At 37.6% G+C, this 15,799-nt stretch carries 12 protein-coding genes; 6 read left to right on the top strand and 6 right to left on the bottom strand.

Annotated elements, in window-relative coordinates; translation table 11 throughout:
• Positions 1-2 precede the first annotated feature (2 nt).
• Positions 3-1,355 (bottom strand): metalloprotease PmbA, encoded by a 1,353-nt coding sequence (gene pmbA / locus J3U27_RS07250; protein WP_267377155.1) that lies wholly within the window; start codon positions 1,353-1,355, stop codon positions 3-5.
• Positions 1,356-1,432: 77 nt separating this feature from the next.
• Here pmbA and yjgA point away from each other — a divergent pair, with 77 nt between their 5' ends.
• The 3 genes from yjgA (at position 1,433) to J3U27_RS07235 (ending at position 3,164) form a co-directional block, all read left to right on the top strand.
• On the top strand, positions 1,433-1,969 hold the full coding sequence (gene yjgA, locus J3U27_RS07245; protein ID WP_065563146.1) for a ribosome biogenesis factor YjgA: 537 nt from the start codon (positions 1,433-1,435) through the stop codon (positions 1,967-1,969).
• Between the two features lie 69 nt (positions 1,970-2,038).
• Positions 2,039-2,563: an inorganic diphosphatase gene (gene ppa, locus J3U27_RS07240; RefSeq protein ID WP_065563147.1), complete on the top strand. Its 525-nt coding sequence runs from the start codon at positions 2,039-2,041 to the stop codon at positions 2,561-2,563.
• Positions 2,564-2,954: 391 nt separating this feature from the next.
• Positions 2,955-3,164, top strand: coding sequence for a cold shock domain-containing protein (locus tag J3U27_RS07235; protein WP_025315032.1), 210 nt, complete (start codon positions 2,955-2,957; stop codon positions 3,162-3,164).
• A gap of 135 nt (positions 3,165-3,299) precedes the next feature.
• Here J3U27_RS07235 and gapA read toward each other — a convergent pair whose 3' ends face one another.
• On the bottom strand, positions 3,300-4,298 hold the full coding sequence (gene gapA, locus J3U27_RS07230) for a glyceraldehyde-3-phosphate dehydrogenase (protein ID WP_065563148.1): 999 nt from the start codon (positions 4,296-4,298) through the stop codon (positions 3,300-3,302).
• Positions 4,299-4,865: 567 nt separating this feature from the next.
• On the opposite strand from gapA, the gene mutS reads away from it, so the two are divergent.
• On the top strand, positions 4,866-7,418 hold the full coding sequence (mutS, locus tag J3U27_RS07225; RefSeq protein WP_267377154.1) for a DNA mismatch repair protein MutS: 2,553 nt from the start codon (positions 4,866-4,868) through the stop codon (positions 7,416-7,418).
• Between the two features lie 58 nt (positions 7,419-7,476).
• Here mutS and dld read toward each other — a convergent pair whose 3' ends face one another.
• Together dld and proP are read right to left on the bottom strand one after the other, a co-directional pair.
• Positions 7,477-9,183, bottom strand: a complete 1,707-nt coding sequence (dld, locus tag J3U27_RS07220) for a D-lactate dehydrogenase (RefSeq protein WP_267337426.1) — start codon at positions 9,181-9,183, stop codon at positions 7,477-7,479.
• A 790-nt stretch (positions 9,184-9,973) separates the two neighbouring features.
• Positions 9,974-11,452, bottom strand: a complete 1,479-nt coding sequence (proP, locus tag J3U27_RS07215) for a glycine betaine/L-proline transporter ProP (RefSeq protein WP_267330641.1) — start codon at positions 11,450-11,452, stop codon at positions 9,974-9,976.
• 272 nt (positions 11,453-11,724) lie between these two features.
• Between proP and J3U27_RS07210 the strand changes: the two genes are divergently transcribed.
• Positions 11,725-12,576 (top strand): neutral zinc metallopeptidase, encoded by an 852-nt coding sequence (locus J3U27_RS07210; protein WP_267342640.1) that lies wholly within the window; start codon positions 11,725-11,727, stop codon positions 12,574-12,576.
• Between the two features lie 22 nt (positions 12,577-12,598).
• A complete protein-coding gene (surE, locus tag J3U27_RS07205; RefSeq protein ID WP_267353097.1) occupies positions 12,599-13,375 on the top strand; it encodes a 5'/3'-nucleotidase SurE in 777 nt (258 codons plus the stop codon).
• A 54-nt stretch (positions 13,376-13,429) separates the two neighbouring features.
• On the opposite strand, the gene J3U27_RS07200 is transcribed toward surE, so the two are convergent.
• Together J3U27_RS07200 and J3U27_RS07195 are read right to left on the bottom strand one after the other, a co-directional pair.
• Positions 13,430-14,611, bottom strand: a complete 1,182-nt coding sequence (locus J3U27_RS07200; protein ID WP_267377153.1) for an MFS transporter — start codon at positions 14,609-14,611, stop codon at positions 13,430-13,432.
• A gap of 339 nt (positions 14,612-14,950) precedes the next feature.
• Positions 14,951-15,799: hypothetical protein (locus J3U27_RS07195; RefSeq protein ID WP_267377152.1), on the bottom strand; the 849-nt coding region annotated here is incomplete at its 5' end.

The following is a 15,799-nucleotide window of genomic DNA, read 5'->3' as shown; positions in this document are numbered from 1 at the left end:
GATTATTTCCCTGCTACACTCATATTATCTACTAATATTGATCCTGTTTGAATATTACTTCTTGTCTCAATATCACTGCCTATTGCCACAATATTTTGGTAAATATCCTTAAGGTTACCCGCGACGGTAATTTCATTGATTGGATACTGTATTTTACCATTTTCCACCCAAAAACCAGAGGCGCCACGCGAATAATCACCCGTAACATTATTAACACCTTGTCCCATTAATGACGTAATAACAACACCTTTATCTAATTTTCTTAGCATTGTATCAAAATCAGCATCAGTTTGACTTGGTGAAACTAACCAATTATGTATACCACCAGCATGTCCTGTCGATTTTAGCCCTAATTTTCTGGCTGAATAGTTACTTAACAAATAAGTTTGTAAAATACCGTCTTCAATAATATTGCGCTTAACTGTTTTGGTTCCTTCACTATCAAAAGGTGATGACCCAACTCCTTTTAAAATATAAGGATCTTCTAAAATTGTCAGCCAATCAGGAAAAATCGCATTACCCACACTATCTAATAAAAAAGAGGATTTTCGGTAAATAGCACCACCACTAATGGCTCCAACTAAATGGCGAATCAACCCAACAGCAACTTCTGCACAAAAAAGAACTGGAACTTGCATAGTCTTTATTTGTTTAGCACCTAAATGAGCAACCGCCTTTTCAGCAGCATGATTACCAACCCAATCAGGTGATTTTAATTGGTTAGCAACACGGGATGACGTATATTCATAATTACGCTCCATTTGCCCATTTTGTTCAGCAATAACAGAGCAAGAAAGTGAATGCGAACTTGCACAGTAACCTTGTAACATCCCTAAACTATTACCATAAACATAAACACCATAACGACTATTAAAATAACCACCGTCACAGCTTATTAAAGAAGACCTTGCCAACGCACTTAGTTCAGCCTGTTTTGCCTGTTCAATTGCATTATCAACATTCAAATCACTTGGATAAAACAGATCTAAATCTGGCGCATCAAAAGCCATTAAATCGGGATCGCCAAGACCAGAACAAGGATCTGCTGACGTATATTGCATAATATTAATAGCCATATCCACAGTTTGACTGATTGCCTGTGGCGACAAATCACTGGTTGACGCACTACCCTTACGCTGATTTTGATAAACAGTAATACCTAACGCACCATCACTATTAAACTCAACATTCTCAGCCTCACCATCTCGTGTACTAACACTAATACCTGTTGATTGATTAATCGATACCTCAACCGCATCAACTCGAGCTTTTGCCTGGCTAATAGCATCGGCAACAATTGCTGACAAATGTTGCTTTTGGCTTAACGCGTCTTTTTTAATTTGTTCAATACTCATTTTATTATTTTCTACAATTCTGCTAGTGATACGTTATAATATGCCAGAATTCAATTTTAGTTAACAAAAGAAATAGCATGAATAACAATCAAGAGCCAAATTTAGAACCTGACTTCAACATTGATCCTCAAGACGATGACATTATTTACGTCAGTAAAAGTGAAATCAAACGTGATGCTGAAGCACTTAAAAAGTTAGGTGTCGAACTTGTCAACTTAAGCAAAAATGAAATTGCTAAAATTCCCCTTGATGAAGATCTACTTTATGCGATTGAATTAGCGCAAAAAATAAAAAAAGAAGGCTATCGTAGGCAAATCCAATACATTGGTAAACTACTTCGAAGTCGTGATATTGAACCTATAACATTAGCTTTGGATAAACTTAAAAATCGCCATAACCAACAAGTCGCCCTATTTCATCGATTAGAAAAATTGCGTGACGAACTTATAGAAACGGGTGATGCAGAATCAATAATGGGGCTTTTCCCTTCCGCAGATAGACAGCAACTACGCACACTAGCGCGTTTAGCCAAAAAAGAACTCTCTGCAAACAAAACCCCAAAAACAGCCAGACAAATTTTTCAATATCTAAAAGATTTGAGCGAAACAGAGTAAATTTTTATAATGTTCGCTTTATATTTATCATTAAACACAATTAACAAATAAAAGATAGAGGACACAAAAATGGGACTATTAAATGTACCAGCAGGTAAAGAATTACCAGACGACATCTATGTTGTAATCGAAATCCCAGCGAATGCTGACCCAATTAAATATGAAGTTGATAAAGACACTGGTGCAGTATTTGTCGATCGTTTTATGGCAACAGCAATGTTCTATCCATGTAACTATGGTTATATCAACCACACTTTATCACTAGATGGAGATCCTGTTGACGTATTAGTCCCAACACCATACCCATTACAACCAGGTTCAGTAATTCGTTGCCGTCCAGTTGGTGTATTAAAAATGACTGATGAGGCGGGTTCTGATGCTAAATTAGTTGCAGTACCACACACTAAACTATCAAAAGAATACGATCATATTAAAGATGTAGATGACTTACCTGAATTATTAAAATCTCAAATCAAACACTTCTTTGAACAATACAAAGCCCTTGAAAAAGGTAAATGGGTAAAAGTTGAAGGTTGGGATAATGCAGAAGCAGCTCGCAAAGAAATTATCGAATCATTTGAACGTGCAAAATAACCCCTTCTTTACAAAAAAGTAATCGCTTTACCGAGTCATAAAGAAAAATTTTTATGACTCGCATTTTTAGACTTTTTTTGACTTTCGAAATAACTTCAAGTAGTTATAATATCAGTAATTTGCTATAGATCAAAAAACGATCAATTACCAAAAAATCATATAAAAAACTTCATCCTAAGATGAAAAAAATGTCATGAAACTCTTGCTTTCGATTATGATTTATGAGGTAATAGTCGTGGGTGAACAAAAGAAGCATTTTTATGGAAACGATTAACTTTTTAATTTAGTGGTAAACTGGTTAGATTAGTTTTTGAGTTGATGTAAACAATGTTTTGTTAAGCCTAAACAGCCGATAAGGCAAATTATTAATTATTGTTAGGATGTCTAGTAAATGAATAAAAAAACAGGCCAAGTAAAATGGTTCAATGAAAGTAAAGGTTTTGGTTTTATTACCCCAGCCGATGGAAGCAAAGATGTATTTGTTCACTTCTCTGCAATCTCAGGCGACGGCTTTAAAACCTTAGCTGAAGGACAACAAGTCGAATTTGCGATCCAAGATAGCCCACGTGGACCAGCAGCGGCTGAAGTTGTTGTTATCTAATTAAATTTTAATTAAATAATAAAAGTAAAACGCCTATTTGAAAAAATAGGCGTTTTTTATGCTTACGAATAATCATTCTTAGCAGAAATAAAAAAAGCGACTCAAGGTCGCTTTTTTTATCAATTACAATGCTTCTTATTTTTTAGAAACAACTGCGATTAAGTCTAATACTTTGTTTGAATAACCAACTTCATTATCGTACCAAGATACTAATTTAACAAAGTTATCGCTTAATTGGATACCTGCTTTAGCATCAAATACAGAAGTACAAACTTCACCTAAGAAATCTGTAGACACAACGTCATCTTCAGTATAACCAAGAACGCCTTTCATAGGACCTTCAGCTGCTGCTTTGATAACTTTACAGATATCTTCGTATTTAGCTGGTTTTGCTAAACGTGCAGTTAAGTCAACAACAGAAACGTCTGGAGTTGGAACGCGGAAAGCCATACCAGTTAATTTACCATTTAATTCAGGGATAACTTTACCTACAGCTTTAGCAGCACCAGTTGATGAAGGGATGATGTTTTGAGCAGCACCACGACCACCACGCCAGTCTTTATGAGAAGGACCATCAACAGTTTTTTGAGTTGCTGTAGTTGCGTGAACTGTAGTCATTAACGCTTCAACGATACCGAAGTTATCATTAACTACTTTAGCTAAAGGCGCTAAACAGTTAGTAGTACAAGATGCGTTAGAAACGATATCTTGACCAGCATAATCTTTATCATTAACACCCATTACAAACATTGGTGTGCTATCTTTTGAAGGACCAGTTAAAACAACTTTTTTAGCACCAGCTTGGATATGTTTACGAGCAGTTTCATCAGTTAAGAATAAACCAGTTGCTTCAGCTACAACATCAACACCTACTTCATTCCATTTTAAGTTCGCAGGATCTCTTTCAGCAGTAACGCGGATTGTTTTACCATTAACGATTAATTTACCGTCTTTAACTTCAACAGTACCGTCAAAACGACCGTGAGTTGAATCATATTTAAGCATATAAGCCATATAATCAACGTCTAATAAATCGTTGATTGCAACAATTTCGATGTCAGAACGTTTTTGTGCAGCACGGAAAACAATACGACCGATACGGCCAAAACCATTAATACCTACTTTGATTGTCATAACAATTACCTTCTTTATTTGTGTTAAATGATAAAATAATTGGCAATAAACTACCAAATTTTTAAGGTTTATTCAAGCTGAATTAAAATAATTGGTAAGAATAAATTTAACAGAAAACCATCTTAATTATCATCCGATGATAGCCAGCCTAAATAGGCATATTATAAATCAAAAAGCTAATTTTATTTTCAATATAAACTTATTTTAAATCAAGGATGATAATGCACTAACACTTATTGTATTGATAATGACTTAAACTCACTTCAACCTCAAAAGCGATAATATCGATTAACTTAAAAAGTTGATAGATAAAATATAATCATCGCTTTAAACTCTACATTATTCATTGTTTTTATTATTTACAACCAATCAGCTCATTTTCATTACATCATATAAAATGATACAATCACCCCAAAATATACAATATCGAATAAAAAAATAAGTTGAACCAATTTTTAGCATTTTAAAAACAGGGTTACTTAAAGAGCAAAATCGAAGATTGTACAAAATACAAGCAAGGTTAGAGATAATAATCGCCAGAGTTTTAGATAAAAAAGAATTAATAATATGACCGAATACGACAACCTCACCGACCACACACCAATGATGCGACAATACCTAAAATTGAAAGCTGAAAATCCGGATATTTTACTGTTTTATCGAATGGGTGATTTTTATGAGATGTTTTATGATGATGCCAAACGTGGTTCGCAACTCTTAGATATATCGCTGACTAAACGAGGCTCATCAAATGGACAGCCAATTCCTATGGCTGGCGTGCCTTATCATGCAGTTGAAAGCTACTTAGCTAAACTTATATCGCTTGGCGAATCAGTAGCAATTTGTGAGCAAATAGGTGATCCTGCAACCAGCAAAGGCCCCGTTGAACGTAAAATTGTTCGAATTGTTACACCAGGCACAGTGAGTGATGAATCACTATTAGAAGATCGTAAAGACAACTTACTCGCGTGCATATGGCAACAAAAAGAGCACTTTGGTTACGCCACTTTAGACATAAGTTCAGGCCGTTTTTTTGTATTTGAATGCGATAATCCAGAAGCTATCCAAGCAGAATTACAGCGAACTAACCCAGTTGAGTTACTCTACCCAGAAGATTTTCAATCAATGAACCTCATTGAAAATCGTCACGGATTAAGACGGCGACCAATTTGGGACTTCGATCTCGAAACCGCCAAACAACAACTCAATTTACAATTTGGAACGAATGATTTAATTGGATATGGGGTAGAAGAGTGCCATTATGCATTATGTGCAGCAGGCTGTTTATTACAATACGTAAAAGATACCCAACGCACAGCCATGCCACATATTCGCTCAATAGTTAAAGAATCGCCAGTTGATTTTGTTGTGCTCGATGCATCCACTCGCAGAAACTTAGAAATTACCGAAAACCTATCAGGTGGAACAGAACATACTGTAGCTGATATCTTAGATAAAACCCAAACTGCAATGGGTAGCCGAATGCTTAAACGGTGGCTGCATTCGCCAATCCGTAATCTAGCAATATTACAAAACCGACAGCTAGCAATTCAAGAACTGCAAAACCATATCACCGACCTACAACCGCTATTAAAACAGATTGGTGATCTTGAACGAATTTTAGCAAGATTAGCATTGAGAAGTGCTCGACCGCGAGATTTCGCTCGCCTACGCGATGCCTATAACCTATTGCCAACGCTTCAACAACAGCTATCCGAATTCAACGCACCATCACTAATTGCATTACGCGCTAAAATTAACCAGTTTGACCAAATTGCTGATATCTTAAATCGAGCAATAGTCGAAGCCCCACCCGTTATTATTCGAGACGGAGGCGTAATTGCTGCCGGTTATCATCAAGAATTAGATGAACTACGCAATTTAGCAGATGGTGCAACTAACTACTTAGAACAACTTGAAATTCGAGAACGTGAAACCTTAGGAATTGACACCTTAAAAGTAGGCTTTAATGCCGTACATGGTTACTACATCCAAATTAGCCGAGGTCAAAGCCACCTAGCGCCAATACACTACACACGAAGACAAACACTTAAAAATGTTGAACGCTACATCATTCCTGAGTTAAAAGAGTACGAAGACAAAGTCTTAACGTCTAAAGGTCGTGCATTAGCACTAGAGAAACAGCTTTATGAACAGCTGTTCGACCTACTTATGCCAGAATTAGCTAACATGCAAACCAGCGCTGATGCGATTGCCGAGCTTGATGTACTGACTAATCTTGCTGAACGATCCCTAACGCTCAACTACCGATGCCCAACATTAACCAACAAACCGGGTATTGAAATCAAAGATGGGCGGCACGTTGTGATCGAGCAAGTATTACAAAAGCCATTTATCGCCAACTCACTCTCACTATCATCAGATAGAAGAATGCTAATTATCACTGGCCCTAATATGGGCGGAAAAAGCACCTACATGCGCCAAGCAGCGTTGATCGTCTTACTTGCTTACATTGGTAGCTTTGTCCCAGCTTCGAAAGCAATAATAGGCCCTGTTGATCGTATCTTTACCCGTATTGGCGCATCTGACGATTTAGCATCTGGGCGTTCGACATTTATGGTTGAAATGACCGAAACCGCCAACATTATGCATAACGCTACACCAAATAGCTTAGTTTTAATGGACGAAATTGGCCGAGGAACATCAACCTATGATGGTCTCTCATTAGCTTGGGCGTGTGCTGAAAATTTGGCTAACGAAATCAAAGCAATGACACTATTTGCAACCCACTATTTTGAACTAACCCAACTACCTCAACAGATACAAGGTGTCTACAACATCCATTTTGACGCGATTGAACACGACAATACTGTCGCTTTCATTCATGAAGTATCCGAAGGTGCAGCGAGCAAAAGTTTTGGTATAGCTGTGGCAGGATTAGCCGGTGTGCCTAAAACGATATTAAAACGAGCCAAACAGAAGCTAAAAGAGCTAGAAGTTCTCTCAACAGCTGACAGCCATATTGAAAGCTCACAACTGACCTTGATCAGTGATACTGAACCATCAGAAGTCGAGCTAGCTCTACAACAGCTCGATCCAGATGCATTAACGCCAAAACAAGCGTTAGAAGCAATCTATCAACTAAAAAAATTACTCTAAATAAAAAACCGCCATTAATTCAATAATGGCGGTTTTAATGTTCAGTTTAGTTTCTAAATCATTTCCAAAATTTCTTTTTAGATGTTTTACCAATACCCGGATTAAAGCTATTAGTTGGATCTAACTCGTGATAGAAATTTTTCAAATCAGAATTAGCATGATACAAATGACCAACATTATGTTCGGCCGGATATTGTGCTCCACGCTGATCAAGTATCGCCAACATCTCCTCTTTCATCTTAGTACAGTCAGTCCCTTTTTTGGCCAAATAGTCTTGATGGAACACTGAACAGAAAAAGTGGCCATAATACAGCTTATGAATAAAATGCTGACTAATACTTTCTGGTAACGTTTCGAACCACTCCTTATCATTACGACGCAAAGCAATATCAAGAGCGACCAAATCCTCAACAGTCTTAGTATGAACATTACGATAAACCGTAGCAGCACCCGCTGTTGCAAAGCGGTGTAACATAGCGGCCTCAGCTTCCTTATCATTACAACGGAAATAACTACCACTACGTTTCTCACTATCTGCAAAATACTCCTTCAAAAATGCCTCAGCTTCGGCAATGCCGTCATCAGACATTTTCAAAATGAGATGATGCTCATAGCGATCACGATAATCACGCATCGATTTTGGCAAATGCTTAGGTAACAACTTACACACATTCACCGCAAACCAATCAGAAAAACTGTTAGGGAAGAAAGGGATTTTTCTCACAATACGATCGACAACATTCTTAAACGCATACAAACGGGGGATCGTATCGGTACCCAATTTCTGAATAGCTAAAAATAGATGTTTGCCATATACCGCTGCTATATCAAACGCGTCACGATGAATATATTCACCTGAAATTGGCAGATGCTTAAAAGTTCCTAAAATATGACGACGAATATCATCCAGCTCGTTGGTATCATTAGTTCCAATATAAAATACCGCGGTCTTTTCTTCTAAAGGAAAAGTATCTAACCGCACCGCAAAAACCATCAATCGACCAGCACTACCTGACGCTTCATAATGACGACTTGGATCGGCATTATATCGAGCAGGTGTATCAGCATCGATTTGTCGAACATGATCACAATAATGGTGATCATGGCCTAAACCTGCATTAGGGTTAACATCGTTATCGGTATAAGCACGTTTTTGTAAATTTTCTAGAATTGCTTCTGGCGTATCACCTAATTCAATCCCTAAATGGTTGACTAAATGTAGCTGACCTTGCTCATCCAACTGGGCAAATACCGCCATTTGCGTATAAGCAGGACCACGTTGAATCAAAGCACCGCCGGAATTGTTGCAAACGCCACCTAAAACCGAAGCACCTATACAAGACGAGCCAATCACAGAATGAGGACCACGGTGATATTTTTTTAACTCTTTTTCTAAATGGAATAACGTACTACCTGGTAAACAGACCACCTGATCACCGTTTTCAATCACTTGAATCCCATCTAATCGACGAGTACTAACAATAACAATTGGCCGGTCATAATCATTACCATCAGGAGTAGAACCACCAGTTAACCCCGTATTGGCAGACTGTGTAATGACAATCACATCCGCCTCAACACAAGCCTTTAAAACTTCCCACTGTTCTAAAAGCGTGCCTGGGATAACAACAGCTAATGCATCACCTACACCAAAACGCGCACCTTGACGATAAGGTAAAGTCCGATTTGGATCAGTTAAGGTATATTTATCACCAACAATATTTTTTAATTTTGTTATCAGATCTGATGTACTATTTGCAACCATTTTATCTTCCCTTCTTTGAATTATTATAAGTAAATTCAACCAATTTTGGATATATTATAACCAATATAATCTATTGAAAAGAGGGGAGTAAACTTTATAGCGCTAAATATCAAAACTGACACAAAAAGCTAAAAATAATCAAAAAAAAGGGAAAAGTAGTTAACCTATTTTGCAGACGAAAAAGTTAACGTTTTTAGAATAAATTTTGAATAAAATGCTTATAAAAAAATGATGAACAGCCAGTTAAAAATAGACTTGTTTAGAATAAAAAAAGTTATATAAAATGACCACGGTTTAATATTAGAAAAGATATAAAAATGAGCGATTTTAATATTCCAAAAACCCCACTCCTCAACTTTTTTTTCTAAAAAAATCCTTTATTCGATAAAAACACTTCCACATAAAACTAAATTTGCGGCGTTTACTCTTTTTTAATTTTTTAAATTCTTGTACCGACTTAATTAATGGAACATCTGTTTTGAATATTTTCTTCGGCTTCTTTCGCTTTTGACTTTGACTTTCTCTTTCTTTTAAATAAGCATCAAATTCATTGAGCATATAAATCATTATGAAAAACAATACGATTCCACAATGCTTAAATAAATAAATTGCTCAAAAGTGACTTTACCCATTCCTTTTCCGTTGCTAAGTCAAAAATCCGATCCAGTATAAAATATAATTTTATATTAAACAATTTAAGCCAATAGTGAGTAAAACGTTTGGCGCTTAATAGCTTTAGCCTCCTTTCCTCAACTTTTATAAACTAATTCTAAGCAATGGAAAAAGTTAACTAATCCAATTTAGGATGTTGATCGACAAGTTCTTGTCGCTTATTTTGTAGTTCCTCGATCTGCTCATCGATATCTTCAACTTCCTCTTCAATGGAATCAAAGTGTTCAGATAGAAGTGATTGCGCTTCGTCTCGACTGGCGGCGGTTGGATTAGTGCCGTGTAAAGGTTTATTTGCAGTTTCATGCATAGCAAGCCCAGTAATCACACCAATGAATCCTGCTAACATTAAATTGTAAGCGGGCATATATAAATTACCAGTTGATTCAACAAGCCATGCCACAAATGTTGGCGTTACCCCGGCAATAATAATGGCAACATTGAAAATGCTTGCAATAGCACTATAGCGAATATTAGTTGGAAACATTGCGGGTAATATTGAGGTAATGATTCCAGTAAAGCAGTTAATAAACAGGGCCAAAATGAATACGCCTAAAAAAACCAAAGGTATTTGCTGGCTATTAATTAACATAAATGCAGGATAAGATAATAGCAATAAACCAATACTTCCAATTAAAATGAAAGGTCTACGACCCACCTTGTCACTTAATAACCCGATAATAGGTTGAATAATTAACATACCGACCATAATCGCAATAATAATAAGCAAACCTTGTTCAGTATCATAATTCAAATTATGCGCTAAATAGCTCGGCATATAAGTTAGCAATAGATAAAACGAGACATTTGTTACAATAACCAATCCCGCACAAATTAAAATATGCTGCCAATATTTACCGACAACTTTTTTTAGTGTTAATTCAGCCTTATCTTGCGACTCTCTGGCTTCAAGGTGTTGTTGGAAAGTTGGTGTCTCTTCTGAAATATGATGTAGGATAAAGCTAATGATCCCAAGCGGTAAGGCTATTAAAAATGGAATTCGCCAGCCCCAACTAAATAGCGCCGATTGACTGAGTAACATTGATAAAAACACCACTAGCCCTGCACCAATTATAAAACCCACCATTGAACCAAAATCAAGCCAACCACCAATAAAACCACGTTTACGATCGGGCGAATATTCGGCAACTACCGTTGCTGAGCCCGAGTATTCCCCACCGATTGAAAACCCTTGGGCTAATTTAACAATCAACAGCAACACAGGCGAAGTGATACCAATCGTCTCATAAGTTGGAATCAACCCAATACAAAATGTGCTTAACGACATTATCACTAAAGTGATAGATAGCACTTTTTGGCGACCAATATTGTCACCAATTAAACCAAAAATAATCCCCCCTAAAGGGCGAACAAAAAAAGGAATAGAAAAAGTCGATAACGCAGCAATAATCTGCACGCTAGGTGAAACATGAGGAAAAAACACCTGCCCAATAATATACGCCACAAAACTGTATACCCCAAAATCATACCACTCAATAGCATTACTAAACGCCGATGCCCAAGTGGCTTTTTTTAGCTGATTGTCATTAATGATAGGGATATCATCAATATCCAAAGGTTTATTATTCGATTGCGCCATGAAGTACCGCCTTTAAAATTCATTAATATAAAAATAAATAACCGGCTACCATGCCAAAGATAAACTAAATCAAATTATGCGAGTCAGATGAGGTTTTAAATTTAATCACACCAATTTTACTTATTCAATTGATGCGATATAGGTAAGAATTATATACCTAAAAAAAGCAAAAATAACCCATTTATCACATCCTCTTTTTATGATGAGTAGTGCTAGTAACCTCATCTATTATCCTTTAGAATGATGTTACCAAAACTGATGAGGTATTCCCTATGAGATGGAGAGACCAAAGAGAGAGTGATAACATTGAAGATCGCCGCTCACAATCAGGAAGTGATATTGGGACACGCATCCCAATTGGTGGTAAAGGTAAAATTGTTTTATTTGTTGTTGTATTAGTGGCAGGCTACTATGGCGTTGACTTAACCGGTTTGCTCGACAGCAATGTGATTGATTTGGATGATTCCACATCAACAAGCCAGATTGACAACACCCAACCTAACGACGCAGATAAATTTACTTCAGTAATATTAGCAAGTACCGAAGATTTCTGGCGCGAACAATTCCAAAAATTAGGCAAAACCTATATTCCCCCTAAACTCGTACTCTATAACGGAGCAACCCGAACCATGTGCGGTACCGGGCAAGCCATGATGGGACCATTTTATTGCAATCTCGATAAAACGGTTTATCTGGACTTATCATTTTATCAAGAGATGAAAAGACGCCTAGGTGGCGGAGGTGACTTTGCACAAGGTTATGTTATTGCACACGAAGTTGGGCACCATGTACAAAATTTACTTGGCACATTTAATAAAGTTGAACAATTATCGCAAAATCAATCTACACTAATCCGTAACCAATTGTCGGTCAAACTTGAATTACAAGCTGACTGTTATGCGGGATTATGGGGCAATGGCGTGAAAAATATTTTAGACGCGGGTGATATTGAGCAAGCCCTAAATACTGTGCAAGCAATTGGCGATGATCGCCTTCAACAAGAAAATAATGGTTATATTGTTCCTGATAGCTTTACTCATGGTACATCAAAACAACGCTATACATGGTTTAAACGTGGTTATGACAGTGGGTCGATGGATCAGTGCAATACATTTATTCAATAAGGAAATATAAAAAGGAACCAATATGTCAAAAAAATTAGTCAACCGAGTACTTTTAGTCAATGATGATGGCATTGATGCGCCTGGAATTCAGATTTTAAAAAGTGTGGCTGAAAACATAGCAAACGAAGTTTGGATAGTCGCACCTGTTGTTGATCAAAGTGGCGTTTCTTGTTCAGTTAGTTTAAAGTCGCCATTTCGCGTTCAAAAGCGGAGCAATACAGAATACGCAGTCTACGGCACCCCGGCTGACTGCTCACTATTTGCCATAAAATCGCTAATGGCTAATCAATTACCCGATCTCGTGCTGTCAGGAATTAATAATGGATCTAATTTGGGATTTGAAACAATATTATCGGGCACAGTGGGGGCAGCAATGATGGCAATGACGCTAGGTGTGCCAGCCATGGCACTAAGTCAAGTCAGCAGTGAAGATAACACACCAACCAATTGGCACTGTTCAACTCATCTTGCTGAATCGATAATCAGACAACTCTACCCCCTTTCAGATAAGACTTGCTTCAATATCAACTTCCCTAATTGCCAAGCCGATCAAATAAAAGGGATAAAAATCACAAAACAGGGCGAGCCGGATGTAAGCCAATTTGTTATTGCAGAAACTCAAGATCCAGAAGGTCATGACTACTTTTGGTTTAGAGCTAAACGTAACCAAAGTGTAAAGGTTGATATCGACAAAGAGCTTGATGCAGCTAATGATGGTTATATTGCTATTACACCGTTAAATTATGAACGTACGAATTACGCGTTATATCAACAAATAAAAGCAACGTTCAAAGTATAAAACTTAGATATTGTCTATACGTCTTCCTAAATCACTCAGGAAGACGTAAATAAATTATTTCTTCACTAAAGCACAGAATAAAAACGAAATCGTCACCATCACTAAACCAATCCAATAAATCACTTCATGCCCATAAGCTTGTGAAACAAAACCTTGAATGATACCAGCTAAAATGACACTGCAAATAATACCATTATTAAATAGCGTTGAAGCCACGCCCATACGAGTTGGTAGCAAATCTTGGAAATAGATAATACCAATGTTAGCAACAATCCCAATAAACAGCCCGTTAAAAAGTTGCAACACATATAATATGGTTGAATCTTTAAACAGAATCATCCCAATATAAAATAAAATTCCGCAAATTATAGCGATAAAAAATAGATTTCGCTTACCTAACACGGGGACCAAATAACCCGCAATAATCATAATAGGAATTTCTATCCCTGCCGCTAACCCCATCAACCCACCAGGTAATGAATCAGATAAGTGCAGAACCGTTTCTACATAAATCGGCATATCGATGATATACATCATATTAGCGGTCCACATAAAAATGGTAGAAATTAGCAAGCACATGACATTACGATTAGTAAAAATTGATTGGTTTGCCACCGCTAACTCATTAGCAGTAAACGAACTGATAACCTTTTTTTCAATGGGTGGTAAATAGATTGCTACCACAATCATCGAAATAATAAACATCGACATGGCACACAAATACATGATGGTAAAACCGTACTTGATCGCCAAAGCAAAAGATAATGGAGGGCCAATCACCCACGCTAATGACAACTGTGCACGAATCAGGGAATTAAAGGCAACCGCATTACGTCCACTCTTTTCTGCATACTCACGCGCCATAGCAAAAATCTGTGGCATCGCGGCAGACGCTAACGCAGCAAAAAATACGCCTAATGTAATTAAGACATAATAGTTGCGTGAAAAGGCAAAAGTCAGACTATTTGCCAGCCCCATCAAACAACAAAAAATAACAATCTTACGCCTATCACCCTTATTGTCTGAATACTTAGCTAACAGATAACTACCAATAATACTGGCTAACGCATTAATCGAATAAAACGCCCCCACTAAGCGAGGGTCAGCGCCAACTTCAAACGATAAAAAACGACTTAAAGTAGGTGATTGCAAAGCACCCGCCACCCCAATAATAAAGGTCGCCACTAAAAAAGCACCAAAAACAACACCCGATTTTCGAAGGAATGAAGAAGTCATAAAAGCCGATTTACCATGAAATTAAGTGCATCAATTATACCCCTAAAATTAGTGGGAATATAGGCGTATTTAAATAAAGGCTTTTTAAACAATCCAGCAACATTAATACTAAAAATATAATAATAAATGGTAGATTTAAGGCTTAAAAAACCCCGCTCCTCAACTTTTTTTGAGACAAAATACCTAAAAAATAAACCTGCCGAAGCGGGTAATTGAAGTCTCGCTAAGCCACAAAATCGATTTTTTATAGCTCAGCAACATTGAAAGTCAGCTTACTTTTAATAACTTAATATTATCTTTCCCTCCCGGCACTAAGGATTAAGGACGAAGAAATAAAAACTAAGGATGGGAGCAAAGGCCGGGGTGGTCGTTGTAGGTGTAGTTCCAATCCACGTAACCGCTGCCTATGATCACGACAAACTGGTCACCACCACCAGTCGGGTCACGAGTCCAGTACCAATCGTCGCTGAAGCCAACGCCTGAATAACCAGACAGACGACCCCACTCAGCTAAAAAGCCAGCACCTATATGACGCATATAATAATTACCCCGTGAGGAAGGGGAGGCGCCAGAGATAGGATACTCACCTGTACGAACCGCGTTGGTTAAATCCTTTACCTTAACAAGACGATAACCAAGACTATTACACCAAGATAAGATATTAGGTGGAGTGCCCGTCTTAGAACCTCGGTTGACGAACCACTGCTTCAAAGTAAAACCATATTTGACGACAGGAGCACCATAACTATCACGACCGACCAACTCGAAGGTCTGAGGCAAAGAAATAGTGGGAAGAGGACTAGGACTGGATGAATTACGCTGGGATTCGGTAGCGTAAGGACCAGTTAAAGTAACACGAACGCTTGTAGCAGTAGGATTAGACATTGTGACTGTGATACCACCCAGAGAAACTGGAGACCAAGACAATGGCTGACTACTACCAGTAATGAGTAAATCAAAGTACAGCCCATTAGCACCAGTTGTAGGAAAGTTTCTACCGTAAGAGGATGGGCCAGTTGACTGAGGGATAAAACCATTAGCAGGGTCCCACATTGAAGACGGGCCAGCAAAATCCCAAGATGGGGCATAAGGATCATCACCAAGCTTACCAAACATTAAATTAGGCCGAGCAAAACAAACTGCTGGGCTAGCCTTTGGATTGATGTAATAAGTCTCACTACGAGCACT

Source organism: Gilliamella sp. B2911 (assembly GCF_026536965.1).
Taxonomy (GTDB): domain Bacteria; phylum Pseudomonadota; class Gammaproteobacteria; order Enterobacterales; family Orbaceae; genus Gilliamella; species Gilliamella apicola_E.
Note: the sequence above shows the minus strand (reverse complement) of the source record. Positions and strands in the feature narration are given on the sequence as shown.

Excerpts from the sequence above, each read along its gene's own strand:
- ppa (WP_065563147.1), top strand. The coding sequence starts at position 2,039 with ATGGGACTATTAAATGTACCAGCAGGTAAAGAATTACCAGACGACATC.
- surE (WP_267353097.1), top strand. The coding sequence starts at position 12,599 with ATGTCAAAAAAATTAGTCAACCGAGTACTTTTAGTCAATGATGATGGC.
- J3U27_RS07210 (WP_267342640.1), top strand. The coding sequence starts at position 11,725 with ATGAGATGGAGAGACCAAAGAGAGAGTGATAACATTGAAGATCGCCGC.
- J3U27_RS07200 (WP_267377153.1), bottom strand. The coding sequence starts at position 14,611 with ATGACTTCTTCATTCCTTCGAAAATCGGGTGTTGTTTTTGGTGCTTTT.
- yjgA (WP_065563146.1), top strand. The coding sequence starts at position 1,433 with ATGAATAACAATCAAGAGCCAAATTTAGAACCTGACTTCAACATTGAT.
- J3U27_RS07235 (WP_025315032.1), top strand. The coding sequence starts at position 2,955 with ATGAATAAAAAAACAGGCCAAGTAAAATGGTTCAATGAAAGTAAAGGT.
- proP (WP_267330641.1), bottom strand. The coding sequence starts at position 11,452 with ATGGCGCAATCGAATAATAAACCTTTGGATATTGATGATATCCCTATC.
- dld (WP_267337426.1), bottom strand. The coding sequence starts at position 9,183 with ATGGTTGCAAATAGTACATCAGATCTGATAACAAAATTAAAAAATATT.
- gapA (WP_065563148.1), bottom strand. The coding sequence starts at position 4,298 with ATGACAATCAAAGTAGGTATTAATGGTTTTGGCCGTATCGGTCGTATT.
- pmbA (WP_267377155.1), bottom strand. The coding sequence starts at position 1,355 with ATGAGTATTGAACAAATTAAAAAAGACGCGTTAAGCCAAAAGCAACAT.
- mutS (WP_267377154.1), top strand. The coding sequence starts at position 4,866 with ATGACCGAATACGACAACCTCACCGACCACACACCAATGATGCGACAA.